The organism is Nocardioides koreensis, assembly GCF_039531775.1.
GTDB lineage: Bacteria > Actinomycetota > Actinomycetes > Propionibacteriales > Nocardioidaceae > Nocardioides > Nocardioides koreensis.
On the sequence record NZ_BAAAQR010000002.1, the window covers coordinates 210,690 to 231,914 of the forward strand.

Sequence of the window (21,225 nt, forward strand, 5' to 3'; positions counted from 1 at the left end):
GCCGGCAACACCTGCTGTCGCGCAGCCGCCAGGTCGGGCGACCGTCCCGGCGGACCGGCTGCTCGCCCGGGTGGCGCCGCGTTGGACACCGGCCCGGCCGGGTACTGCCTACCCGAGCGACGACGTACCCGAGCAGAGGAGGACGGCCGTGACGTCAGAGTCGACCGCCAGGAACGCCGACCGCGCCGCGCGCCACAGCGACGCGCTGGCCTGGGCTGTCCGCGGTGGCCTGGTGGGGTACGCCCTCCTGCACCTCCTGGTCGCCTGGGTGGCGGTACGGCTGGTCCTCACCTCCGCCGGCGGCACGGCCACCGGCAGGGGCGCGCTCGAGCAGCTCGCGCGTGAGCCCTCCGGACGGGTCGTCCTCTCCGTGATGGCGGTCGGGTTCGCGGCTCTGGTGGTGTGGCAGCTGATCGCCGCCGCCGTGGGCTACCGCGACCGCGACGGCAGGTCACGAGGGTTGATGCGCCTGGGCGCCCTGTGTCGCGCCGTGGTGTGGGGCTACCTGGCGGTGGCGACGACCGTCCTGGCGGTCGGGGGCGGCTCGGCCGGCAGCGGCTCCCCGAACTCCACCACCGCCACCGTGATGTCGTGGCCCGCCGGTGCGTGGATCGTGGCGCTCGTCGGGGCCGTGGTGGCGGGGATCGGCGTCGGGCTCGGGATCTTCGGGTGGCGTGCCGGCTTCGTCGACCAGCTGGACCGGCACGCGCGGTCCAGCGACGGCCGGCGTGTCCCCATCGTCGCGCTCGGACGGGTCGGGTACCTCGCCAAGAGCGCCGCCCTCGAGGTGATCGGCGTGCTGCTCGTCTGGGCTGCCTGGACCCACGACCCGCACAAGTCCGGCGGCCTCGACGAGGCGTTGCGCGAGCTCCTCGGCGGCTCCCTCGGCAAGGCCGCGATCATCGTCGTCGCCGTCGGGCTCGGCTGCTTCGGCCTGTTCCTCCTGGCCCGGGCCCGACACCTCAACCGGGACTCGCTGACGTCGTGAGCCGCGCCGGGACCCGACCTCAGAGGCTGACCCGCGCGACGCAGACCTCACCGGCGTGCACCGCGCGGAACCGGAAGGAGTCCTTGCCCGCGTGGTTGCGGGTCCTCCGGTTGACCTCGAAGGAGCCGCTCGGCCCGTGGGTCGTGGAGCTGCCGCGGGCAGCGACCTTGCCGTCGTGCCTGAGCACCCACTTCCAGGTCTGGCCGTTGTGGTTGCTGTCGATCTCGGACTCGACCTCGATCCGCCCGTCGTCGGGCTTGGCCTTGATCTTCCAGTCGGTGCTTCCCGAGCAGGACCCGCGGCGGGTCACGTCATCTCCGCCACCCGAGGCGCTTGCTGCGCCCGCACCGACGGCGGGCAGGGCGGTGGCGATCAGCAGGACGGCGAGGGCGCCGGTGGTCTTCTTCATCTCGAGCTCCTGTGCATCTCTGGTCTCGTGAGCCCGGGGGTCCGGGCCTCGTCGACTGCAACAGTCGCGGCTGGGGATTTGCTGGGGGTGAGCCCGTGATGAGAGGGCTCTCATGTGGGTCAGGCGCCCTCGGCCCGCTTGATCTTCTCGTGGTTGCGGATGACCTCGCTGATGACGAGGTTCAGGAAGGTCTCCGCGAAGGTCGGGTCGAGGTCGGCGTCCCTGGCCAGCGTGCGGAGCCGCTCGATCTGGACGGCCTCGCGGGCGGGGTCGGCCGGCGGCATGCCGGCCCGCGCCTTGAGCCGGCCCACCTCCTGGGTGCACTTGAAGCGCTCCGCGAGCAGGTGCACGAGCGCGGCGTCCAGGTTGTCGATGCTCGAGCGAAGTCGCTGCAGCTCGGCGGTGGCGTCCTCCTCGGTCACCCGTCGATCCAAGCACGGCCGTGCCGCCCGGTGCCGGACCGATCCGACGTGTGGACGCCGGGTGCAGCTCAGAGGTGGTCGGGGACGATCAGCGCGTCCGGGTCGCTGCGCGGCGGCACGTGCGCGAGCGCGGTCTGCACCAGCGCGACCCGCGCCTTGACGACGACCCTGCGCTTGACGCGCCCCATCTCCTCACCGACCAGCCCCTCGACGGTTCCGGTCACCTGCTCGTCGGTGAAGGTCGGCCGGGTCCCCGGCTCGACGTCCACGTCGGGCAGCGCCACCAGCACCGCCAGCACCTGGGTGCCGACGGCGTCCAGCAGCTGGAAGCGCTGGTAGCGGTCCATCTCGTCCCAGACGACGTCGATGTCCTGCTTGCCCTTGCGCACGTCCTTGCGCTGCGCGGCCAGGACCGCCTTCGCGGCGCCGGTGACGGCGGCGGTCAGCTCGTGCTCGGTGAAACGCATGGCTCCAGCATGACGTGCCGGCTCCGGCCGCCGTCCTGCGCCCGCCCGGGACCACCCGGCCGGACCTGAGACACACCTCACAGGCCCCGACGGCTCGGACTCCACGGATTCGTCCGCGGCCACGGGCCGTCGCGTCCTACGATTTCTCCCGGCATCACCACCAGCACCGGTACGACTTCGAGGCACGACGCCAGCAAGTACGACGTCACCTGGGGGCCGGACACGGGCGCGTCAGCGCACCGGCCGACCACGACGCCACCCAACTCCGTCTCGTCCGTCCCCGTCCGGTGCAGGTTGCGCGCATGCATGCCTGTACGGCGCTGTCCCCCGCCCAGGAACCATGCACCTGCTCGTCTCCACCCTGCTCTTCTGTCTCTTCACCGTCTCCGGCGTGCTGCTCTACGTCCCGCAGCTGGTCCTGCTCGCCCGCGGCGGCGACGCCTCGGCCCTCTCGGTCTCCTCGCTGCTCTCCGGGGTGGTCAACTACGCCGCCTGGGACGTCTACCTCGGCCTGTCCCACGCGTGGATGCTGCTGGTGACCAACACGCTGTCGCTCGTCGTCTGGTACGCCCTGACCGCGCTGGCCCTGCGTCGGCTCCCCCTGACCGGGGCCTGCCTGGCGCCGCTGGCCTGGCTCGCGCTGCTGGTCGCGCTGGTCCTCGTGGACCGCAGCCTGCTGGGACCGGTGCTGGGCTTCGGGTCGCTGCTCACCGTCGCCCCCCAGGCCATCTCGGTGTGGACGGTCCCCTCGGTCGCCGGACTGTCCCCGACCACCTGGACACTGCTCGCCGTACAGGGAGTCGCCTGGCTGGTGCAGAGCCTGCCCACCGGCCTCGTCGGCGGCATCGTCTACGGGGTCGTCGCCTCGGCCGGGTCCGCCAGCGTGCTGAGCGCGCTGGCCCTCCGCGGACGCGCCATCCCGGCCGTCGCCGACGTCGTCCCCCGTGTGCGGGGAGACCTGCCGGCGCCCGCGACCACCGATCTCACCCTCGCGTCGTGACGACGTGAATACACCATGTTGGCAGTATCGAAGCGGAGCGTCGGCGGTTAGCGTCGAGGAATGAAGGGCCCGGGGGTTGGTCGGTGGCGCGTGATCCGCGGGGTCGCGCTGGCACTGGTCTGCTGCGCGGTGCCGCTCTACGGTGACCGCGCCGGTCCTGGGCTCGACCGCGACTCGGCCATCGGCTTGATGGGCCTGGTGCTCTTCGGCATCGGCATCCAGATGGCAGCGCGGCAGGTGTCGTTCGCGCGCGTGCTGGGGTTGGTCGTCGCGGGCCAGGTGATCATGCACGTCCTGACGAAGGTGACGGTCGATCGCCCGGTCCCCGGGGAGTTCTGGACCTACCATCCACACGTCCCGCCGCAGTACTGGCTCTCGAGCCCCGGCAGCGTGGCCCGCGTGTTGGCGACGCACCTGCTGTTCGACCTGGTCGTGGCTGCCGTCCTGTACGGGTGCGAGTCCAGCGTCTGGGCGTGGTTCCGCCTCGCGGCCCTCCGGGTGCTCAGCCCGCCGCCGTCGCTGGCCATCCCGCCCACCCCCGACACCCCGGTCCTCGCCCCCGTCTACGACGCCCCCACCTTCCCGCCGCTGCTCTGGGTCTCGGCCTCAGGCCGCCGCGGCCCGCCGCGCGCCCCGGCTGCTTGCTGACTCACTCGGACCGGGGCCCACTCACTGGGCCCTGCCGGGCGACCCGCCGTGTGACGACCAGTCCCTCGGCGGCCGTCCCCCACTCCTGAGGCAGCGATGCCGGAGCGGCGTGCTGCGCCCGAGCGGCACTCCGCGACGAGCGTCGCCCAGCGCCATCCGATCGGCGCCCAGCGTCGCACCGGCCTCGTGCCGGCGGGATGTGCCCGCACTGCCTCGCGCGACGGACCGCCCTGGCGGGCCGCTGAAACAAGGAACTGCGCCGATGAACCAACTTGCCACCAGAACGACCGCGTACAACGCCGCCGACGCGCCTGTCGCCGACGCCTACGTCGATGCCCACGACGGCTGGAGCGTGTCTGCGAGGTACTTCCACTCGCGGATCCATGCCATCAACCAACAGCTCCGGACAGTGCAGGGCGGCGCCCTGCTGGACATCGGCTGCGGCCCGGGCGTCATGCTGCGTCATCTGGCGGAAACCCGGCCCGGGGACTTCGCGATGACGGGCCTGGACAAGTTGCGGGCGATGGTCCGCACCGCCGAAGCCCAGCTGGCGAACACCACGGGCACCGAGCTCATCACCGGCCACGCCGAGGCGATGCCGTTCCCCGACGCCAGCTTCGACGTGGCGCTGGCCATGGGGGTGCTCGAGTACTCCAACGTGCCCAAGGTCATCGAGGAGATCGGGCGGGTCACCCGGCCCGGCGGTCTCGTCCTCGTGACGATGCTCAACCCCCAGAGCCCGTACCGACTTGTCGAGTGGTGCCTCTACTGGCCCGCGGTGCGGCTGCTCGGTCGCCTGGAAGGACTCGCGGGCGTCCCCGCCGAGAGGCGACACGACTGCGCCAGGACCGGCATCCGCGCCTGGACCGCTCACAGGCTCCAGGAGGCGCTTCGATCGGTGGGGGTGGAGCCCTACGACCTCGTCTACTACGACGTGACCCCGACCGTGCCTCCACTGGACCGGGTGGCCCGCAAGGTGAACCACCGTTGGCGCGACCATCCGGAGAGCACCCTTCGGCGCGGACGCTCGGGTGTCCTGGGCACCGCGTACCTGATCGCGGCCCGCAAGCGGCCCTGAACAAGCAAGAAACCGCCGGTCAGCGATGCTGACCGGCGGCTTCGTCCTGCGCGCCTGTAGGGATTCGAACCCCAAACCTTCTGATCCGTAGTCAGATGCTCTATCCGTTGAGCTACAGGCGCCCGTCGCTCTGGCGAACGACTGGACGAGGATAGCGGACGTCCTCGACGAGGCCGAAATCGGTGCTGGATCCTCGACACCGGCCGGCCTCACGCCGATGATCGGGCGCATGTGGAGCCGGGTGCGTACGACGCTCGCGCTGCTGGCGTGCGCCGCCCTCACCGCCTGCTCGGGCAACGGCAGCGACGCGACCCCGACGCCCTCACCCACCCCGACCACGCTGGCCGTCGCGCCGCAGCAGCCGCACGTCGCCGGCCGCGTCCCCGTCACCCTCCTGCCGGGGCTGACCGTGATGACCGACGACGAGTGCACGCCGCAGGAGAAGAGGAGGGTGTGCTCGGCCGAAGGCACCGAGTCGTGGGCACCCATCGGGGACCCGGCGGCGGCCACCCTGGTCGAGGCGCGCACCCACCTCGCCGGCGGGCACACCTCGTGGACCACGGTGCTGCGGTTCGCCTCCGGCTCGCGAGCGACGCTGCAGCAGGCCACCCGGGCCGCGGCGGCCGCCGGAGGGGTGGTCCTGGTGCTGGCGCGCGACCGGGTGCTGGCCGCCGTACCCGCCTCCGACGTGCACGGGACAACAGCGGCTCTCACCGACCTCGACAAGGCCACGGCCTGGGACACGGTGGCGGCGTTCGGGGAGCCCTGACCCGCCCACGCGGCCGGTGTGACGGGTCGCACAGAGCGTTGAACGATCCAATATGTGGCGCCAATTCGCCGGAGTACCCTCGGCGCATCCCGGGCAGCGGACATCCGTATCCGCATCTCGGGCCTCACAAAAGTCGCCGACAAGGACGCCGAGCGATCCACAGCAACTCCACGACACACCGTCGATACGCTCGACGGCCGGCGGCGCCTTCCCCCAGCGGAGGCGACCACCGCGAATGCGCGAGAGGGAAACAAGGATGACCGCCGAGACGCAGGCACCCACCACCCATCAGGGGATCCTCGACTTCGTCAACGAAGTCGCTGCGATGACCCAGCCCGACTCCATCCACTGGTGCACGGGATCCGACGAGGAGTGGACCGAGCTCACCGAAGCTCTGGTCTCGACCGGCACCTTCACGCGGCTGAACCCCGCGATCAAGCCGAACTCCTTCTACGCAGCCTCCGACCCCATCGACGTCGCACGCGTCGAGGACCGGACCTACATCTGCTCGGTCGACGAGAAGGACTGCGGGCCCACCAACAACTGGATGGACCCGAACGAGATGAAGGCGCGCATGCGCAAGCTCTACGAGGGCTGCATGCGGGGCCGGACGATGTACGTCATCCCGTTCGTGATGGGCCACCTCGAGGCCGAGAAGCCGATGTTCGGCATCGAGATCACCGACTCCGCCTACGTCACCGCCTCGATGCGCGTCATGTCCCGCATGGGCAGCCACGTGCTGCGGCGGATGGAGGAGCTCGACGCCCCCTTCGTGCCGGCCCTGCACTCCGTCGGCCACCCGCTCGAGCCGGGCGAGGCGGACGTCGCCTGGCCCTGCAACGACACCAAGTACATCGTGCAGTTCCCCGAGGAGCGCGCGATCTGGTCCTACGGCTCCGGGTACGGCGGCAACGCGCTGCTGGGCAAGAAGTGCTACGCGCTGCGCATCGCCTCGGTGATGGCCCGCGACGAGGGCTGGCTGGCCGAGCACATGCTGATCCTGAAGCTGACCAGCCCCCACGGCGTCGTCAAGTACATCGCCGCGGCGTTCCCCTCGGCCTGCGGCAAGACCAACCTCGCCATGCTCGCCCCGACCATCCCGGGCTGGAAGGTCGAGACCCTGGGCGACGACATCGCCTGGATGCGCGTCGGTGAGGACGGCCGCCTGTGGGCGGTCAACCCGGAGTACGGCTTCTTCGGCGTCGCGCCGGGCACCAACGAGCACACCAACCCGAACGCGATGAAGACCATCAACAAGGGCAACTCGGTCTTCACCAACGTCGCGCTCACCGAGGACGGCGACATCTGGTGGGAGGGCCTCGAGAACCCGCCGGCCAAGGCGACCTCCTGGAAGGGCGAGCCCTGGACCCCGGAGAGCGACTTCCTCTCCAGCCACCCGAACAGCCGCTACTGCACGCCGATCAAGCAGTGCGACATCCTCGCCCCGGAGTACGACGACCCGCGCGGCGTGCCGATCGACGCGATCCTGTTCGGTGGTCGCCGCAAGACCACCGTCCCGCTGGTCTTCGAGGCCCGTGACTGGACGCACGGCACCTTCCTCGGGGCGACCCTCTCCTCGGAGACGACCGCCGCCGCGGTCGGCGCCGTGGGCGTGGTCCGCCGCGACCCGATGGCGATGCTGCCGTTCATCGGCTACAACGCCGGCGACTACTTCAACCACTGGATCACCGTCGGCAAGGACAACGACGCGGCCAAGCTGCCGAAGATCTTCTACGTCAACTGGTTCCGCCGTGACGACGAGGGCGGCTTCCTGTGGCCGGGCTTCGGCGAGAACAGCCGGGTGCTCAAGTGGGTCGTCGAGCGCATCGAGGGCCAGGCGGCCGCGGTCGAGACCCCGATCGGTCACGTCCCCGCGCCCGGCGCGCTGGACACCGATGGTCTCGACCTGACCGACGAGCAGCTCGAGGCCGCGCTGCGCGTCGACGTCGACGAGTGGAAGGCCGAGATCCCGCAGATCCAGGAGTGGTTCGAGAAGTTCGGCGACAACCTGCCGGCCGTGCTCTGGACCGAGCTGGACGGCCTGCGCTCGCGCCTGGGCAGCTGATTCAGCACGCCTGACGAGCAAAGAGGGCCCCATCCGCGCGCGGATGGGGCCCTCTGCTGCGTGTTACCTGTGGAATCATTGCGGCGTCTGGGAGTCGGGGGGCGATCGGAAGGGGAACGGGTGGAGACCTACGGCCCAGAGGAGCGAGCCCTCTTCGAGACCCAGGGGACCGCCCTGTACGAGGAGATCGTCACGTCCGGCGGAATCCCCGCCACCGACGAGCGGATCCAGCGAGACGGCGAGCTGCACAGGGCTTTCCAGCAGCTGGTCGAGCTGCGGCTGATCCTGCACGACCGGGACGCCAACCAGTGGGTCGCCGAGGACCCCAACAGCGTCCACTCCCGGATCGTCTCGCCGCTCAGCCACGAAGCCGCCAAGCTCCTCGAGGCGTCCTCGCAGTGGGCCCGCGCGTTCGGCGTGCTCAACCACGCTTGGCGGAAGGCGCCGAGCACCTCGAACGGCCCGTTCACCTACCTGCACGACGACGCCATCGACCCGTTCCTCGCCGCCCTCGTCGCGGACTGCGAGGAGGAAACTCTGACTGCGCAGCCCCAGGCTGGCCGGGACCCCCGCAAGCTGGCGTTGGCCGCGCTTCGGGACACCGCCCTGCTCGACCGCGGCGCGAAGATCCGCACGCTCTACCAGCACAGCGCCCGCCGCAGCAGCGTCACCCACAAGTACGTCGCCGCGGTCACGGAGCGAGGTGCGCAGGTGCGCACCCTCGACGAGTTCTTCAACCGGATGATCGTGATCGACCGTCGGGTCGCGGTGATTCCGAGCCCCGAGGACCTCAAGGTCGCCATCGCGGTGCGGGAGCCCTCCGTCGTGGCCTACCTCGTGGACGTCTTCGAGCGGTCCTGGGAGCGGGCTCGCCCGTTCACCAGCAGCGAGACCACCCTGATGAAGGACATCGCCGCCGAGCAGCGCGCGATGACGCTGCGGATGCTCATCGAGGGCCACTCCGACCCGGTCTCGGCGAAGCGCCTCGGGGTCAGCCCCCGCACCTACGCCGGATACGTGGCCGACCTGAAGGCGGAGTTCGAGGCAGAGACGAGGTTCCAGCTGGGCTACGTCATCGGTCAGCAGGGGATCTCCGGCTCGGAGCCCGTGCCACCTCCAGACGAGGACTGAATCCCTCCCGCCCGAGGCACAAATATCGCGAGGGCAACGACCTCAGGTCGTTGCCCTCGCGTGGGATGAGACGGGCCGGGGGGTGGCACTGGGACCGAACAAGGTGGGGGGTGAGTTGGGTCCCCGTCTCACGTCTGTGGGTTGAGCAGCTACTTCTGAACCTGGATCCAGCCCCAGCTGGTGTCGGCCTGGGCCGGCGCGCTGATCCCGAGAAGGCCGAGGCTGAGGCCGGCGGTGGCGAGTGCGATGGCCGCCTTGCGTGCGATGTTCATGGAGTCCTCCAGCTTCGATGTCCTGGCCCACGGATTGGCCATGGGAAGAGTCTGTGACAGATATGCACATCTTGGTGGTGGAACTTTTCCTCACCTTTTTGCATTGCATTTTCATGCAGATCTTCGACGGGTTTGCACGATCGTGCAGAAAAGGAGGTCGGCCCCCTCCGGAGACACTCCGAAGGGGGCCGACGCACTGGCGGAGGCGGAGGGATTTGAACCCTCGATGGGGTTGTAGCCCCAAACCCGCTTAGCAGGCGGGCGCCATAGACCGGACTAGGCGACGCCTCCCGACAGCGAGGACAGGCTACAAGGCGGCCGCCGGAGGGGGCCAATCAGGGGACACCCGGGTCGCCGCGCAACGTTCAGAGGGGGCGGAGGCCCTCGCCGCGGCGGGCGCGGTCCCGCACGTCGCGGGCGAGCTCCTCCCGGTCCGCGGCGACCGCCGCCACCGGGATCGTGGTCGTCCGGCCGTCCCGGAGCCGCAGCACCAGGCAGGCGATCCCGCGGGGCGAGGCTGCGGCGACCTCCTCCACGTCCTTCCAGCGGGCCGTGGTCACGCCCGCGCCACGGATCAGCCGCACCCGGTAGCCCTCGTCGTCGAGGCGGAGGACGTAGGTCCGCCGGGTGAGGACGTAGCCCAGTCCGAAGACAGCGACCAGACCGAGGAAAGCCAGCAGCACGAGCAGGTCCAGCGGCAGGTGCAGCAGCGCGACCAGCGCGGTCGAGGCGAAGAGCAGCAGCGCGAGCAGCACCAGCAGGGTGCCCATCAGTCGGGCGCCGAGCGCAGGTGAGAGCCGATAGTCGGACGAGGTGGAACCGGGCATGCAGATGATTGAACAAGACACCGCAATTGGTGCGGCACCCGGGCTTGTCGCGGTCCACGGCGCGGGCGCACACTCGAAGCCCCACCCCCACTCAGGCTCCGCCGGGAGGCAGCCATGAGCGTATCCATCCCGCGCGCGCGGAAACAGGCCGGAGCCGGCGCCGCCCGTGGCCTCGCGCCGGCCCTCCTGGACCTCGAGCGGGCGCTCCACGAGCCCGGCGAGGGCGGCGCCGCCCACGGCAGCTGGCGCTGGACGGTCCGGCAACGGATGGCCGCGGTGCGCGACGAGCTCCTCGGCGAGGACGAGCGCTCCGAGGACGGCTGGCTGGCCGCCCGCAGCGGCGGCATCCTCCGCGAGCGCGACGCCCTGCTCGCCCGGCTCAGCGCGCTGGGCCCCCAGGTCCTCGAGAGCCCCGACGTCGAGCGGTTGCGCACGGCCCTGACCCGGCTGCTGACCGACATCGCCCACCACGTCCAGCGCGTCCACGACCTCGCGTACGACGCCGTCGAGCTCGAGCTGGGCGGCTCCGAGTAGGTCCCACAGCACTCCACCGGCCCCAGGGGCACCCCGTCTCCTAGACTGCACCGGTGCCCGCCCTCGGGCGGCACGGAGGGGTGCCGGAGTGGCCGATCGGAACCGCCTTGAAAGCGGTCGCTGGCAGAGATGTCAGCCGCGGGTTCGAATCCCGCCCCCTCTGCAGATCCACCCGACGCAGGCGTCGCGTGCCCTCGGCTCCCCGTCGAGCCGGAGGGTCACTGCAGGGCGGCGGTGCGCGCCGGCTCGGGGCGTGCGGCGGCGGCCTCCTCGGCGCGGCGCGCCCGCGAGCCACGCGGCCCGGTCACGGCGAGGTCCACGCGGATCAGCACGAAGCCGACCGCGAGGCCGACCACGACGCCGTACAGCACCGAGAGGCCGCTCTCCGCGAGCGAGATCGCGGGGTTGAGCAGTGCCTGCGCCACCGGGGCGGTGGCCGCGACGCCGAAGGCGCAGACCCACCAGCCCTGCCGGCGGCGGGCCCGCATGTGGCAGCCCCAGGCGAGGGCGGGGATGCCGAGCACCGACTCGATCGGGCGCGGGAAGGCACCGAGGTGCTCGCGGCTCCACACCACGCCGTCGAGCAGGGTGGCGACCAGGCCCGGGGTGCCGTACCGCCGCAGCAGCTCGGCGTACGCGAGGGTGCCGGCGAGGACGAGCGTGCCGACCAGCACCGTGACCACGCCACGACGGCCGAGGCCGTGCAGGCCGGCGCCCAGCCGGAAGACCACTGCGAAGGCACCCAGGATCGCGAGGCCGAGGGTCACGTACTCGAAGCGCGCCAGCGTGATGGCCGGCGCGAAGCCCACCGTGGCCAGCGCGCCGACCGCGGCGATCAGCACCGCGACGACCGCCTCCCGGGCCGCGCCCACGAACTTCACCGCCGGCACGGTCGCCATCACGGCCAGCACCGCGGAGACCACGCAGGTCATCACCGCCGCACCCGTGCACAGGACCGGCTCGTCGGCCACGACCACCACCACGCCCAGGGCCAGGGCCAGGGCGCCGAAGACGACCGGCCGGCCCCCGGTCCGCGCGGCCAGCGCGCACGTGTAGACGCTCACCACCGCGACCGCGCCGGCTCCGGCCAGCCAGTCGGGGCCCACCGGGACCATCGCCGCGACCAGGGCCGCGAGGCCGGCGAGGGCGATCACGCCGCCCAGCACCAGCGGCAGCACCGAGGTCACGATGGTCCGCAGACGGGCCCGCGCGCGGGCCGTCCGCGACGGCGGGCGGACCGCTCGACGACGCGGGACAGGCGATGACACGACAGCGAAGATTACATACGTCTGTTCGCCAGCGAAGGGTTGGTACGACGGGCCTCGTCGAGAGCATCCCGGTGCAGCGTGGCGGTGAGCAGCTCCGGACCCTCGCGCCCCTCCGCCAGCACGTCGCCGAGCGGGTCCACGACCAGCGAGTGGCCGCTGTAGCGGGGGCCGGGCTGGCCCACGGCGGCCACGAACACGGTGTTCTCGATCGCGCGGGCCCGGACCAGCGTGCGCCAGTGCTCGACCTTGCGCGGGCCCGCCACCCACGCCGCGGGCACCACGAGGACCTCGGCGCCGCGGTCGACCAGCGCCCGGGCCAGCTCGGGGAAGCGCAGGTCGTAGCAGGTCATCAGCCCCACCGCGAAGCCCCCGACCTCGACCACGAGGGGCTCGACCTCACCCGCGGTGAGCCGGTCGGACTCCCGGTAGCCGAAGGAGTCGTAGAGGTGGATCTTGCGGTACGCCGCCTCGGTCGCCCCGCGCACGACGAGCGTGTTGAAGGGCCGGTCGGGATCCTTGCCGGGCTCGAACATGCCGGCGACGACGGTGGTCCCGCGGGCGGCGGCGACCCGGGCCACCTCGGTGGCGAAGGGGCCGTCGACGGGCTCGGCGAAGGCGCTGACGTCGGAACCGGCCTCCCCGAAGTCGCGGGCGTAGGCCTCGGGGAGGACCACCAGGTCGGCATCCTCCGGCACCAGCTCCGCGAGCCGGCCACGGTTCACGGCCGGGTCGAGGTCGGCGGCCTGCTGGACGAGGGCGACGCGCAGCGAGTTCATCCACCCAGAGTGCCAGCCGACCGGCAGTCGTGTCCCTCACACCGGGTCACCGGACGTTCCCAGACCCCCGGGCCCGGTGGGAGACTGCGGGCGTGGACCTCCCCCTCGGCACCACCGGTTTCGCCGCGGTCGTCCTGGCCGGGGGCACCGCCGCCCGGCTCGACGGGGCGGACAAGGCCTCCCTCGAGCACGCGGGCCGCACCCTGCTGGAGTGGGCCGTCGACGCGCTGATCGACGCCCACGAGGTCGTGGTCGTCGGCGACGCGGTGCCCACGACCCGGCCCGTGACGTTCACCCGGGAGAGCCCGCGGTACGGCGGGCCCGTCGCCGCGCTGCTCACCGGCCGGGACGCCCTGGCGCGCCGGCCCACCACCCTCGGCGTCCTCGCCGTCGACATGCCGCACGTGACGGCGTACACGTTCCGGCGCCTGCACGAGGCGGCCCGGGGCCGCGACGGGGCGTTCCTCACCGACGCCGCCGGCCGGCGCCAGCTCGCCGGCGTGCTGGACGTGGCCCGGCTCGACGCGGTGCGTCCCGGCCACGAGGACCAGCACGGGATGGCCCTGCACCGGCTCCTCGCCGGGCTCGACCTGGCCGCGGTGCCACCGCACGGCGAGGAGGGCCGCGACGTCGACACCTGGGCGGACGTGCGGGACCTGCAGGTCGACAATTCGAACCCGCGGCGCGTCGGGGGTTGCGGCACCGCCCCTGATCTGGGAAACCTGAGCACGTGAACCTGCACGACTGGATCGACGAGCTGTGCGACGTCCTCGACATCGACGCCGAGATCGACGAGGGGCTGGTCCTGGACCTGGCCCGGACGGTCGCGCACACCGTGGAGCGCCCGGCGGCGCCCGTCACGGCGTACCTGCTCGGCCTGGCCGCCGGCTCGGCCGGTGCCGGCCCGGAGAAGGTGGAGGCGCTGGCCGCGAAGGCCCAGGTCCTCGCCGAGGGGTGGGACCGCCCCGCGGACGCCCCGGACCCCGACGACGTCGACGACGAGGTCCCCGACGACAGCCTCGTGGACCACACCACCGACACCTTCGACGACTGAGCCCGCGCCGGGCCGCGGCCTGAGCGCGCGTCGCTAGGGTGGCCGGCATGCGCGCCGTCATCGCCTCCGGGGCCGGAGGGCCCGACGTCCTGTCCGTCGCCGAGCTGCCCGATCCCGAGCCGGGGCCCGGCGAGGTCGCCATCTCGGTCGTGGCCACGGCGATCAACCGGGCCGACCTGCTCCAGCGGCAGGGGCACTACCCGCCGCCGCCCGGATCCTCGGGGATCATCGGCCTCGAGTGCAGCGGGACCATCGACGCGGTCGGCCCCGACGTGACCGACTGGTCGGTGGGCGACGAGGTGTGCGCGCTGCTCGCCGGCGGCGGCTACGCGACCAAGGTGGTGGTGCCCGCCGGCCAGGTGATGCCGGTCCCCGCGGGCGTGGACCTGGTGTCCGCGGCCGCCCTGCCCGAGGTCGCGTGCACCGTGTGGTCGAACGTCTTCATGATCGCCGCGCTCCGGCCCGGCGAGAACATCCTGGTCCACGGCGGCGCCGGCGGGATCGGGACGTTCGCGATCCAGCTCGCCGCCGCGAACGGGTCCCGCGTGCTCACCACCGGGGGTACGCCGGAGAAGCTCGCCGCCTGCGCGGACCTGGGCGCCGACGTCACCATCAACTACCGCGACGAGGACTTCGTGGCGGTGGTGAAGGAGCAGACCGACGGGCACGGGGCCGACGTGATCCTCGACAACATGGGCGCCAAGTACCTCGGCCGCAACGTCGACGCCCTCGCCACCGAGGGCCGCCTGGTCATCATCGGGATGCAGGGCGGCACCAGGGGCGAGCTCGACATCTCCACGCTGCTGCGCAAGCGGGGCGCGGTGGTCGCCACCTCGCTGCGGGCCCGGCCGGTGGCCGACAAGGCCGCGATCTGCGCCTCGGTCGTCGAGCACGTGTGGCCGCTGGTCGCCGACGGCCGGGTCCGGCCGATCGTGCACGGCACGATGCCGCTGGAGGAGGCGCGGGCCGCCCACGAGCTGATGGAGTCCGGCGACCACATGGGCAAGATCCTGCTCACCACCTGAGCCGCTCCCCGGCGGGCCGTTCCGGGGCCTCGCCTAGGCTGGGGCGCATGACTGAGAACCCCGACCAGCAGGACCAGCAGGTCGTCATCATCGGCCCCGACGGCCAGCCGATGGGGTCCGTCCCGGCCTCGGCCATCTCCCAGATGGCCCAGGACGGCGAGTCCGGGGAGGAGGGCGACGGCGAGGAGCGCGCGCTCACCGACCTCGTCGAGCAGCCCGCCAAGGTGATGCGGATCGGCAGCATGATCCGCCAGCTCCTGGAAGAGGTGAAGGCGGCGCCCCTGGACGAGGCCAGCCGCAACCGCCTCAAGGAGATCCACCAGGCCTCCATCAAGGAGCTGGAGGCCGGGCTCGCGCCCGAGCTGGTAGAGGAGCTGGACCGGCTCACGCTCCCGTTCACCGAGGACCAGACGCCCTCCGAGGGCGAGCTGCGGATCGCGCAGGCCCAGCTGGTCGGCTGGCTCGAGGGGCTGTTCCACGGGATCCAGACCGCGATCTACGCCCAGCAGATGGCGGCGCGCGCCCAGTTCGAGCAGATCCGCCGCGCGCTGCCCCAGGGCATGGTGCCGCCGCAGTCCGGCGAGCAGCAGGACTCGCAGCAGCAGCCGCACCGGCCGGGCGAGTCCGGCGGCATGTACCTCTGATCTGACCGGGAGGCCAGCCGTCAGGTGCGCCGGCCCAGACGGCGTACGACGATCAGCCCGAGCAGGCCGACCAGCACCAGGGCCACCCCGGGCGCGGCGAGCCGCGGCAGGCTCATGGGCTGGGCGTCGGCCACCTTGGTGAACGTCGCCTTCTGCGGCTCCGGCGGCACCGCGGGGCGGCCGTCCCCGAGCAGCTTCTCGACCTTGTGCACCAGCGTCGCGCCCGCCTTGGCGGTCCCGCTGCAGCTGTCGCTGGTCAGCTCGGCGCCGTCCGCCTTGACGAAGAAGACGTAGCGTCGGTCGGCGGGGAGCTCACCGAGGCCGCAGGTCTTCGCGGACCGGTCCGAGGTGACCTGCACCGTCGGGGTCTTGATGTCGCCCTTGAAGACGCGGTCGACCTCGACGTCGTAGGTCATGGTCGCGCCACCCCGGCCGTCGGACGCCGACGCACTGGTGACGTGCGTGACCGTGCCGGTGAAGACGTCGTTGGCCCGCTTGGTCTGGGTCTGCGTGTGGCCGGGGGCGCACGTGCAGGCGGCGTGGGCCGGCAGCTGGCTCAGCACCACGCAGCACCCGGCAAGGAGCAGCGCGGCGAGCAGGCGACGGCCGGCGTCGGACACAGAGGCGAACACGCGCCCATCGAAACAGATCACAGGTCGAAGACACCAGCCAGCACCCGCGCGACGCCGTCGTCGTCGTGGCCGGGCGCCACGTGGTGGGCGGCCTCGGTGACGGTGGGGTGCGCGTCGGCCATCGCGTAGGCCGTCCCGGCCCAGCCCAGCATCGGCAGGTCGTTGGGCATGTCGCCGAAGGCGATCACGTCTGCGGCCTCGACCCCGAGGTCCTCGCACAGCAGCGCCAGCGTCGAGGCCTTGGTCACGTCGGGGCCGCTGATCTCCAGCAGCGACGAGGCGGAGGACCAGGTGATGACGAGCCGGCCGAGCACGGTCTCCTCGGCCAGGTCCCAGAACTCCTGCGGCTCGAGCTCCTCGTGCCGCGCCAGCAGCTTCAGCGCCGGTCGGGTGAACAGCTCCTCGATGGGTGCGCGCCGGGCGGCGCCGGGCACCGGGTGCCGCTCCAGGAACGCCGGCTCGAGGCTGATGCCCTCCAACGTCTCCACGGCGTACGACGTGCCGGGCACGGCTGCGCGCAGCAGCCGGCACATCTTGAGGCCGAGCGCCGGGTCGATCGGCCGCTCCAGGTGGGCGGCGGACCGGGCGACGTCCCACACCAGGGCGCCGTTCGACACCACGGCCAGCCCGTGGGCCCCGACGTACTCGAAGACCTCCTCGGCCCAGCGCAGCGGGCGGCCGGTCACGAAGACGACCGGGACGCCGCGGTGCTCGAGCTCGACCAGCACGTCCCGGGTGAAGTCGGAGACGGTGCCGTCGGAGCGGACCAGGGTCCCGTCGAGGTCGGTGGCGACCAGGCGCGGCAGGGTCACGGTGTCGGGACCGGGCGGGCCATCACCAGCTCGCCGTCCTCGTTGGCGCCGCGCAGCTCGGTGAAGCCGCACTTGGCGAGCACCCGGATGCTGGCGGTGTTGTCGGGCAGCACGCTGGCCCGGACCCGGACGCCACCCCGGTCGGTGACCGCCAGCAGGCCGCGTAGGGCCTCGGTGGCGGCGCCGTGCCCGCGAGCGTCGGCGACCAGCCCGTAGCCCACCTCGGTCTCGGGGGTGCCGTCGACGGCCTCCGGCGGACCGAAGAAGCCGATGGACCCGACCACCAGGCCGTCGACGGCGCGCACGATGTGGCGCGGCCCCCACGGGTCGGTGCCGTCGCCTGCCCCGTCGCCTGCCCCGTCGCGGAGCATGGTCACCGCGTCCCGGTCGTCCTCACGCGGGTAGTCGGCGTGCCACTCGGGCCGGCGCCGCCCGGCCAGCATGTCGTCGCGCTCGGCGGTCGTGACGAGCGGCAGCCGCAGGCGCAGCGTGGTCACCTCGGGAGGCAGGCTCATCCGCGGCCCCCGCCGAACCAGCGGTCCAGCTCGACCGCGACGCCGTCGTCGTAGACGGTCTCGGTCACCGCGTGCGCGGCGGCCCGGACCTCCTCGATGGCCTGGCCCATCGCCACCCCGCGGCGTACCCACTGGAGCATCTCGATGTCGTTGCGGCCGTCGCCGATCGCGAGTGCGTGCTCGGCCCCGAGGCCGAGCTGCTCGGCGACCCGCTCCAGCCCGGAGGCCTTGTTGACCCCCACTGGCGCGAGGTCGAGCCACGCGGTCCAGCCGACGACGTAGTTGATGCCGTGCAGCCCGAGCTTCTCGGCGAGCGCGACGAAGTCGTCGGCGGTGGCGTTCGGGTCGCGGATGATCACGCGGCTGACCGGGCCGGCGACGATCTCCTCGACGTCGGTGATGGTCATCTCGCCGGTCAGCTCGCCGTCCGGGAAGTGCCGGTTGACCCGGTAGCCCACGCCCCGCTCCTCGACCGCGACCAGCGCGTTCGGGTGGTGCTCCAGGATCGCCTGCACCGCGGGACCGGCGTCGAAGGTCTCTTCGTGGACGACCTCCATCGGCGGGTAGCGGAACACCACCGCGCCGTTGCTGGCCACCACCCAGAGCCGGTCGCGCGCGCCCTGACCGTTGCTTCCGGCGTGGAGGTCCAGGAGGTCGGCGATCCGGGTCATGCCGTGCGGGGAGCGCCCGCTGGCGAGCACCACGTGGGTGCCGGCGTCGAGCGCGCGGTGCACCGCGTCGTACACCGCGGGGGCGATCTCCTCGTGCGTGGTGCCGGCACCCTCGACCCACTTCAGGAGCGTGCCGTCGATGTCGAGCGCGACGAGCCCCGGCTGCCAGTCGCTCACGTGTGGACCGGCTCCAGGACCTCGCGGCCGCCCAGCCACGGCTGCAGTGCCTTGGGCACCCGCACCGAGCCGTCGGCCTGCTGGTGGGTCTCGAGGATCGCGACGATGGCCCGCGGGATGGCGCACAGCGTGCCGTTGAGGGTCGCGAGCGGCTTGACCTCGCTGCCGCCGTCGGTGCCGAACCGGCCCCGGATGTCGAGCCGCCGGGTCTGGAAGTCGGTGCAGTTCGACGTCGACGTGAGCTCGCGGTACTTGCCCTGGGTGGGGATCCACGCCTCGCAGTCGAACTTCCGCTGGGCCGAGAGGCCGAGGTCACCCGCGGCCGTGTCGATCACCTGGTAGGCCAGCTCGAGCTTGTCGAGGAAGGCCTTCTCGATCTCCAGCAGCCGCTGGTGCTCGGCGAAGGACTCCTCGAGCGTGGTGTAGACGAACATCTCGACCTTGTCGAACCAGTGCACCCGGATGATGCCCTTGGTGTCCTTGCCGTGCGAGCCGGCCTCCTTGCGGAAGCAGGGGCTGAACGCCGCGTAGCGCAGCGGCAGCGACGAGCCGTCGAGGATCTCGTCGGAGTGGTAGGCGGCCATCGGCACCTCGGAGGTGCCGACGAGGTACATGTCCTGGCCCTCGATCCGGTAGACGTCATCGGCGGCCTGGCCGAGGAAGCCGGTGCCGTCCATGGCGCGCGGCTTGACCATGGAGGGCGCGATCACCTGGGTGAAGCCGTGGTCGCGGGCGGTCTCGTTCGCGAGGTTGATGAGCGCGAACTCCAGCTCCGCACCGACCCCGGTGAGGAAGTAGAAGCGGCTGCCCGACACCTTGGCGCCGCGCTCGAGGTCGATCGCCCCGAGCATCCGGCCGAGCTCGACGTGGTCGCGCGGCTCGAAGTCGAACTCCACCGGCGTGCCCACCGTCTCGAGCACGACGAAGTCGTCCTCGCCGCCCGCCGGAGCCTCGTCGGCCGCCGGGTTGGGGATGCTCATCAGGGCCGCCTGCCACTCCTCCTCGGCGGCGGCCTGGGCGGACTCGGCGGCCTTCACGTCGGCGGCGAGGGTCTTGGTCCGGGCCAGCAGCTCGGCCTTCTCCTCACCCTGGGCCCGGGGGATCAGCTTGCCGAGCTGCTTCTGCTCGGCGCGCTTGGCCTCGAAGTCGGCGATCGCGGCGCGCCGGGCGCCGTCCGCGGCGAGGGCCCGGTCCACCACGTCGGCGGACAGGCCGCGCTTGGCCTGCGCGGCTCGCACCCGGTCGGGGTCGTCTCGGAGCACTCGCGGGTCGATCATCTCGGGGTCCCTGCGGCGAGGGGAGCGAAGCGAGGCTCGTCGTGGGATGACGTCATGCGGGCAAGGCTAGCCGCCGGTGCCGCCACCGCTCATTCGAGATACGCGCCGGTTCACGGACGGCGTACGACGTCCCTGCATACTGGTCGCGCCCCAGCCACCCGAAGGGACCCGCGTGCTCGACCGACCTCGCCTCACGACGCTGAGCTGGGCCCTTGTCTGCTTCGCCCTGTTCGCGGTGATCGCGGTGCTCATCACCCACGACTGGGGCCCGCTGACCACCGTCGATGACCGGGGCGACCCGGCCGAGGGCTGGGCCGTGGACCGGGGCTGGATGCGCGAGGCCCTCAAGCTCGTCGAGGTCGCGTTCGCCACCTGGGGGATGACGGTCCTGACCGTGCTGCTGGCCGGGCTGATGCTGTTCAAGGGACATCGACGGGCCGCCGTCTTCGCCGTCGTGGTGATGGTGGCGACCTCCCTGATGACGACCCTCATCAAGATCCAGGTCGGCCGTGGTCGTCCCCCGTGGCAGGACTCGACCGGGCTGCTGAAGACCAACTCGTTCCCCTCGGGGCACGCGTCCTCGGTGGCCGCCTTCTCCGGGATCGTGATCGTCCTCGTCATCATGCTGGTGCGCCGGTCCAGCACCCGGCGCGCGACCTACGCGCTGCTGGCCCTCTGGGTCCTGGTGGTCTGCGCCGACCGGGTGCTGCTCGGCCGCCACTACATCAGCGACGTCACGGCCGGCGTGCTGCTCGGAGCCGGCATGGTGCTGCTCGCGCTGACGATCTACAGCCCGCTCCCCCGCAGCCACGCCGAGAGCGCCGAGCCGCTGCCCGAGGTGCTGCCCTCGGGGCGCCGGCTCTCCGTGGTGCTCAACCCGATCAAGGTCGAGGACGTCGGCCAGTTCCGCTCCATCCTGTCCTCGATGTCCACGGAGGCAGGGTGGTCCGAGCCGACCTGGCACTACACGACGGTCGAGGACCCGGGCACCGGCATGGCCGAGGCCGCGGCCGTCGAGGGCGCCGACCTGGTCATCGTCTGCGGCGGCGACGGCACCGTGCGCGAGGTCTGCGCCGAGCTCGCCGGCACCGGCATCCCGGTCGGCATCGTGCCCGCCGGCACCGGCAACCTGCTGGCCCGCAACCTCGGGATCCCGCTCTACATCCGGGCCGCGATCGACGTCGCCCTCAGCGGCCAGGACCGGGCCATCGACCTGGTCGAGGTCGGTGGCGACGGGATCGAGGACACCCACTTCATGGTGATGGCGGGCATGGGCTTCGACGCCGCGATCATGGAGGGCGTCAACGAGGACCTCAAGAAGCGGGTCGGCTGGGTGGCCTACGTGTTCTCCGGGCTGAAGTCGCTGATGTTCCCGGCCGTGCGGGTCGAGGTCTCGGTGGACGGCGGCGAGTTCACCCGGCACCGCGCCCGCACCGTGGTGGTCGGCAACGTCGGCTTCCTCCAGGCCGGGCTGCCGCTGCTCCCCGACGCCGCCATCGACGACGGCCTGCTCGACGTGGTGATCCTGCACCCGCGCAACTTCTTCTCCTGGATCCCGCTGGCCTGGCGGGTGCTGCTCAAGCTCAAGCACACCGACGAGCTGGTCAACCGGATGACGGGCGCCTCGGTGGTGGTCCGGGCCGGTTCCGACACCCCCCGCCAGCTCGACGGTGACTCCATCGGCCCGGGCCGGGAGCTGCGGATGCAGTGCGTCCACGGCCGGCTGCTCGTGCGCGTCCCCCGCTGACCCGGCGCTCGGAGTAC

25 protein-coding genes and 3 tRNA genes are annotated in these 21,225 nt (G+C 72.1%); 14 read left to right on the plus strand and 14 right to left on the minus strand.

Annotation, left to right across the window (positions count from 1 at the left end):
• Nucleotides 1-148: 148 nt before the first annotated feature.
• Entirely contained in the window at nucleotides 149-988 is an 840-nt protein-coding gene (locus ABD268_RS05060) for a DUF1206 domain-containing protein (protein WP_344148538.1), read from the plus strand.
• 19 nt (nucleotides 989-1,007) lie between these two features.
• Here ABD268_RS05060 and ABD268_RS05065 read toward each other — a convergent pair whose 3' ends face one another.
• From ABD268_RS05065 to ABD268_RS05075, 3 genes are all read right to left on the minus strand, one after another.
• Entirely contained in the window at nucleotides 1,008-1,397 is a 390-nt protein-coding gene (locus tag ABD268_RS05065; RefSeq protein WP_344148541.1) for a hypothetical protein, read from the minus strand.
• A 119-nt stretch (nucleotides 1,398-1,516) separates the two neighbouring features.
• Complete coding sequence (locus tag ABD268_RS05070; protein ID WP_344148544.1) at nucleotides 1,517-1,819, minus strand: chorismate mutase; 303 nt, start codon at nucleotides 1,817-1,819, stop codon at nucleotides 1,517-1,519.
• Nucleotides 1,820-1,887: 68 nt separating this feature from the next.
• Nucleotides 1,888-2,286, minus strand: coding sequence for a hypothetical protein (locus ABD268_RS05075; RefSeq protein WP_344148548.1), 399 nt, complete (start codon nucleotides 2,284-2,286; stop codon nucleotides 1,888-1,890).
• Between the two features lie 340 nt (nucleotides 2,287-2,626).
• Between ABD268_RS05075 and ABD268_RS05080 the strand changes: the two genes are divergently transcribed.
• The 3 genes from ABD268_RS05080 to ABD268_RS05090 all read left to right on the plus strand — a co-directional run bounded on the left by ABD268_RS05080 (nucleotide 2,627) and on the right by ABD268_RS05090 (nucleotide 5,012).
• Nucleotides 2,627-3,286: a hypothetical protein gene (locus ABD268_RS05080; RefSeq protein ID WP_344148551.1), complete on the plus strand. Its 660-nt coding sequence runs from the start codon at nucleotides 2,627-2,629 to the stop codon at nucleotides 3,284-3,286.
• A 60-nt stretch (nucleotides 3,287-3,346) separates the two neighbouring features.
• Entirely contained in the window at nucleotides 3,347-3,934 is a 588-nt protein-coding gene (locus ABD268_RS05085; protein ID WP_344148554.1) for a hypothetical protein, read from the plus strand.
• A 262-nt stretch (nucleotides 3,935-4,196) separates the two neighbouring features.
• Nucleotides 4,197-5,012: a class I SAM-dependent methyltransferase gene (locus ABD268_RS05090; protein WP_344148557.1), complete on the plus strand. Its 816-nt coding sequence runs from the start codon at nucleotides 4,197-4,199 to the stop codon at nucleotides 5,010-5,012.
• A 49-nt stretch (nucleotides 5,013-5,061) separates the two neighbouring features.
• Here the strand turns inward: ABD268_RS05090 and ABD268_RS05095 are convergent.
• Nucleotides 5,062-5,134, minus strand: a tRNA-Arg gene (locus ABD268_RS05095).
• A gap of 107 nt (nucleotides 5,135-5,241) precedes the next feature.
• Between ABD268_RS05095 and ABD268_RS05100 the strand changes: the two genes are divergently transcribed.
• The 3 genes from ABD268_RS05100 to ABD268_RS05110 all read left to right on the plus strand — a co-directional run bounded on the left by ABD268_RS05100 (nucleotide 5,242) and on the right by ABD268_RS05110 (nucleotide 8,977).
• A complete protein-coding gene (locus ABD268_RS05100; RefSeq protein WP_344148560.1) occupies nucleotides 5,242-5,781 on the plus strand; it encodes a hypothetical protein in 540 nt (179 codons plus the stop codon).
• 256 nt (nucleotides 5,782-6,037) lie between these two features.
• On the plus strand, nucleotides 6,038-7,846 hold the full coding sequence (locus ABD268_RS05105) for a phosphoenolpyruvate carboxykinase (GTP) (RefSeq protein WP_344148563.1): 1,809 nt from the start codon (nucleotides 6,038-6,040) through the stop codon (nucleotides 7,844-7,846).
• 120 nt (nucleotides 7,847-7,966) lie between these two features.
• Nucleotides 7,967-8,977 (plus strand): LuxR family transcriptional regulator, encoded by a 1,011-nt coding sequence (locus tag ABD268_RS05110; protein WP_344148566.1) that lies wholly within the window; start codon nucleotides 7,967-7,969, stop codon nucleotides 8,975-8,977.
• Between the two features lie 149 nt (nucleotides 8,978-9,126).
• Here the strand turns inward: ABD268_RS05110 and ABD268_RS05115 are convergent, their stop codons facing one another.
• The 3 genes from ABD268_RS05115 to ABD268_RS05125 form a co-directional block, all read right to left on the minus strand.
• Nucleotides 9,127-9,291, minus strand: coding sequence for a hypothetical protein (locus ABD268_RS05115; RefSeq protein ID WP_344148569.1), 165 nt, complete (start codon nucleotides 9,289-9,291; stop codon nucleotides 9,127-9,129).
• 155 nt (nucleotides 9,292-9,446) lie between these two features.
• Nucleotides 9,447-9,540 (minus strand) — tRNA-Ser (locus ABD268_RS05120).
• A 74-nt stretch (nucleotides 9,541-9,614) separates the two neighbouring features.
• Nucleotides 9,615-10,076: a hypothetical protein gene (locus tag ABD268_RS05125; protein WP_344148571.1), complete on the minus strand. Its 462-nt coding sequence runs from the start codon at nucleotides 10,074-10,076 to the stop codon at nucleotides 9,615-9,617.
• Nucleotides 10,077-10,190: 114 nt separating this feature from the next.
• Here ABD268_RS05125 and ABD268_RS05130 point away from each other — a divergent pair, with 114 nt between their 5' ends.
• On the plus strand, nucleotides 10,191-10,610 hold the full coding sequence (locus ABD268_RS05130) for a hypothetical protein (protein WP_344148574.1): 420 nt from the start codon (nucleotides 10,191-10,193) through the stop codon (nucleotides 10,608-10,610).
• Nucleotides 10,611-10,684: 74 nt separating this feature from the next.
• Nucleotides 10,685-10,773 (plus strand) — tRNA-Ser (locus tag ABD268_RS05135).
• Nucleotides 10,774-10,828: 55 nt separating this feature from the next.
• On the opposite strand, the gene ABD268_RS05140 is transcribed toward ABD268_RS05135, so the two are convergent.
• The gene (locus ABD268_RS05140) at nucleotides 10,829-11,878 is read right to left on the minus strand and encodes a hypothetical protein (protein ID WP_344148577.1); all 1,050 of its coding nucleotides are present in this window, start codon (nucleotides 11,876-11,878) and stop codon (nucleotides 10,829-10,831) included.
• A gap of 11 nt (nucleotides 11,879-11,889) precedes the next feature.
• Nucleotides 11,890-12,654, minus strand: a complete 765-nt coding sequence (locus tag ABD268_RS05145; RefSeq protein WP_344148580.1) for a carbon-nitrogen hydrolase family protein — start codon at nucleotides 12,652-12,654, stop codon at nucleotides 11,890-11,892.
• Between the two features lie 92 nt (nucleotides 12,655-12,746).
• On the opposite strand from ABD268_RS05145, the gene mobA reads away from it, so the two are divergent.
• Genes mobA through ABD268_RS05165 form a run of 4 tightly spaced genes read left to right on the plus strand, consistent with a single transcriptional unit; the run spans nucleotide 12,747 to nucleotide 15,377 of the window.
• Nucleotides 12,747-13,388: a molybdenum cofactor guanylyltransferase gene (gene mobA, locus ABD268_RS05150; protein WP_344148583.1), complete on the plus strand. Its 642-nt coding sequence runs from the start codon at nucleotides 12,747-12,749 to the stop codon at nucleotides 13,386-13,388.
• The gene (locus ABD268_RS05155; RefSeq protein WP_344148586.1) at nucleotides 13,385-13,708 is read left to right on the plus strand and encodes a DUF6457 domain-containing protein; all 324 of its coding nucleotides are present in this window, start codon (nucleotides 13,385-13,387) and stop codon (nucleotides 13,706-13,708) included. Before mobA ends, ABD268_RS05155 begins: the two co-directional genes overlap by 4 nt.
• A 47-nt stretch (nucleotides 13,709-13,755) precedes the next feature.
• Nucleotides 13,756-14,733, plus strand: a complete 978-nt coding sequence (locus ABD268_RS05160) for an NAD(P)H-quinone oxidoreductase (protein ID WP_344148589.1) — start codon at nucleotides 13,756-13,758, stop codon at nucleotides 14,731-14,733.
• 47 nt (nucleotides 14,734-14,780) lie between these two features.
• Complete coding sequence (locus ABD268_RS05165) at nucleotides 14,781-15,377, plus strand: bacterial proteasome activator family protein (protein WP_344148592.1); 597 nt, start codon at nucleotides 14,781-14,783, stop codon at nucleotides 15,375-15,377.
• Between the two features lie 20 nt (nucleotides 15,378-15,397).
• Here ABD268_RS05165 and ABD268_RS05170 read toward each other — a convergent pair whose 3' ends face one another.
• The 5 genes from ABD268_RS05170 to serS are packed head-to-tail and all read right to left on the minus strand — an operon-like array spanning nucleotide 15,398 to nucleotide 19,461.
• Nucleotides 15,398-16,009 carry a hypothetical protein gene (locus ABD268_RS05170; RefSeq protein WP_344148595.1) on the minus strand — a complete coding sequence of 204 codons (612 nt, stop codon included), beginning with the start codon at nucleotides 16,007-16,009 and terminating at the stop codon, nucleotides 15,398-15,400.
• Nucleotides 16,010-16,026: 17 nt separating this feature from the next.
• Nucleotides 16,027-16,821, minus strand: coding sequence for an HAD family hydrolase (locus ABD268_RS05175; RefSeq protein WP_344148598.1), 795 nt, complete (start codon nucleotides 16,819-16,821; stop codon nucleotides 16,027-16,029).
• Complete coding sequence (locus tag ABD268_RS05180) at nucleotides 16,818-17,336, minus strand: GNAT family N-acetyltransferase (RefSeq protein ID WP_344148601.1); 519 nt, start codon at nucleotides 17,334-17,336, stop codon at nucleotides 16,818-16,820. The genes ABD268_RS05175 and ABD268_RS05180 overlap by 4 nt, the downstream gene beginning before the upstream one ends.
• Entirely contained in the window at nucleotides 17,333-18,184 is an 852-nt protein-coding gene (locus ABD268_RS05185; protein ID WP_344148604.1) for an HAD family hydrolase, read from the minus strand. Before ABD268_RS05185 ends, ABD268_RS05180 begins: the two co-directional genes overlap by 4 nt.
• Entirely contained in the window at nucleotides 18,181-19,461 is a 1,281-nt protein-coding gene (gene serS, locus ABD268_RS05190; protein WP_344148607.1) for a serine--tRNA ligase, read from the minus strand. Before serS ends, ABD268_RS05185 begins: the two co-directional genes overlap by 4 nt.
• Before the next feature lie 172 nt (nucleotides 19,462-19,633).
• On the opposite strand from serS, the gene ABD268_RS05195 reads away from it, so the two are divergent.
• Entirely contained in the window at nucleotides 19,634-21,208 is a 1,575-nt protein-coding gene (locus tag ABD268_RS05195; RefSeq protein WP_344148610.1) for a bifunctional phosphatase PAP2/diacylglycerol kinase family protein, read from the plus strand.
• The last annotated feature ends 17 nt before the right edge of the window (nucleotides 21,209-21,225 follow it).

Excerpts from the sequence above, each read along its gene's own strand:
- ABD268_RS05065 (WP_344148541.1), bottom strand. The coding sequence starts at position 1,397 with ATGAAGAAGACCACCGGCGCCCTCGCCGTCCTGCTGATCGCCACCGCC.
- ABD268_RS05075 (WP_344148548.1), bottom strand. The coding sequence starts at position 2,286 with ATGCGTTTCACCGAGCACGAGCTGACCGCCGCCGTCACCGGCGCCGCG.
- ABD268_RS05080 (WP_344148551.1), top strand. The coding sequence starts at position 2,627 with ATGCACCTGCTCGTCTCCACCCTGCTCTTCTGTCTCTTCACCGTCTCC.
- ABD268_RS05085 (WP_344148554.1), top strand. The coding sequence starts at position 3,347 with ATGAAGGGCCCGGGGGTTGGTCGGTGGCGCGTGATCCGCGGGGTCGCG.
- ABD268_RS05090 (WP_344148557.1), top strand. The coding sequence starts at position 4,197 with ATGAACCAACTTGCCACCAGAACGACCGCGTACAACGCCGCCGACGCG.
- ABD268_RS05100 (WP_344148560.1), top strand. The coding sequence starts at position 5,242 with ATGTGGAGCCGGGTGCGTACGACGCTCGCGCTGCTGGCGTGCGCCGCC.
- ABD268_RS05105 (WP_344148563.1), top strand. The coding sequence starts at position 6,038 with ATGACCGCCGAGACGCAGGCACCCACCACCCATCAGGGGATCCTCGAC.
- ABD268_RS05115 (WP_344148569.1), bottom strand. The coding sequence starts at position 9,291 with ATGGCCAATCCGTGGGCCAGGACATCGAAGCTGGAGGACTCCATGAAC.
- ABD268_RS05125 (WP_344148571.1), bottom strand. The coding sequence starts at position 10,076 with ATGCCCGGTTCCACCTCGTCCGACTATCGGCTCTCACCTGCGCTCGGC.
- ABD268_RS05130 (WP_344148574.1), top strand. The coding sequence starts at position 10,191 with ATGAGCGTATCCATCCCGCGCGCGCGGAAACAGGCCGGAGCCGGCGCC.
- ABD268_RS05145 (WP_344148580.1), bottom strand. The coding sequence starts at position 12,654 with ATGAACTCGCTGCGCGTCGCCCTCGTCCAGCAGGCCGCCGACCTCGAC.
- ABD268_RS05160 (WP_344148589.1), top strand. The coding sequence starts at position 13,756 with ATGCGCGCCGTCATCGCCTCCGGGGCCGGAGGGCCCGACGTCCTGTCC.
- ABD268_RS05165 (WP_344148592.1), top strand. The coding sequence starts at position 14,781 with ATGACTGAGAACCCCGACCAGCAGGACCAGCAGGTCGTCATCATCGGC.
- ABD268_RS05180 (WP_344148601.1), bottom strand. The coding sequence starts at position 17,336 with ATGAGCCTGCCTCCCGAGGTGACCACGCTGCGCCTGCGGCTGCCGCTC.
- serS (WP_344148607.1), bottom strand. The coding sequence starts at position 19,461 with ATGATCGACCCGCGAGTGCTCCGAGACGACCCCGACCGGGTGCGAGCC.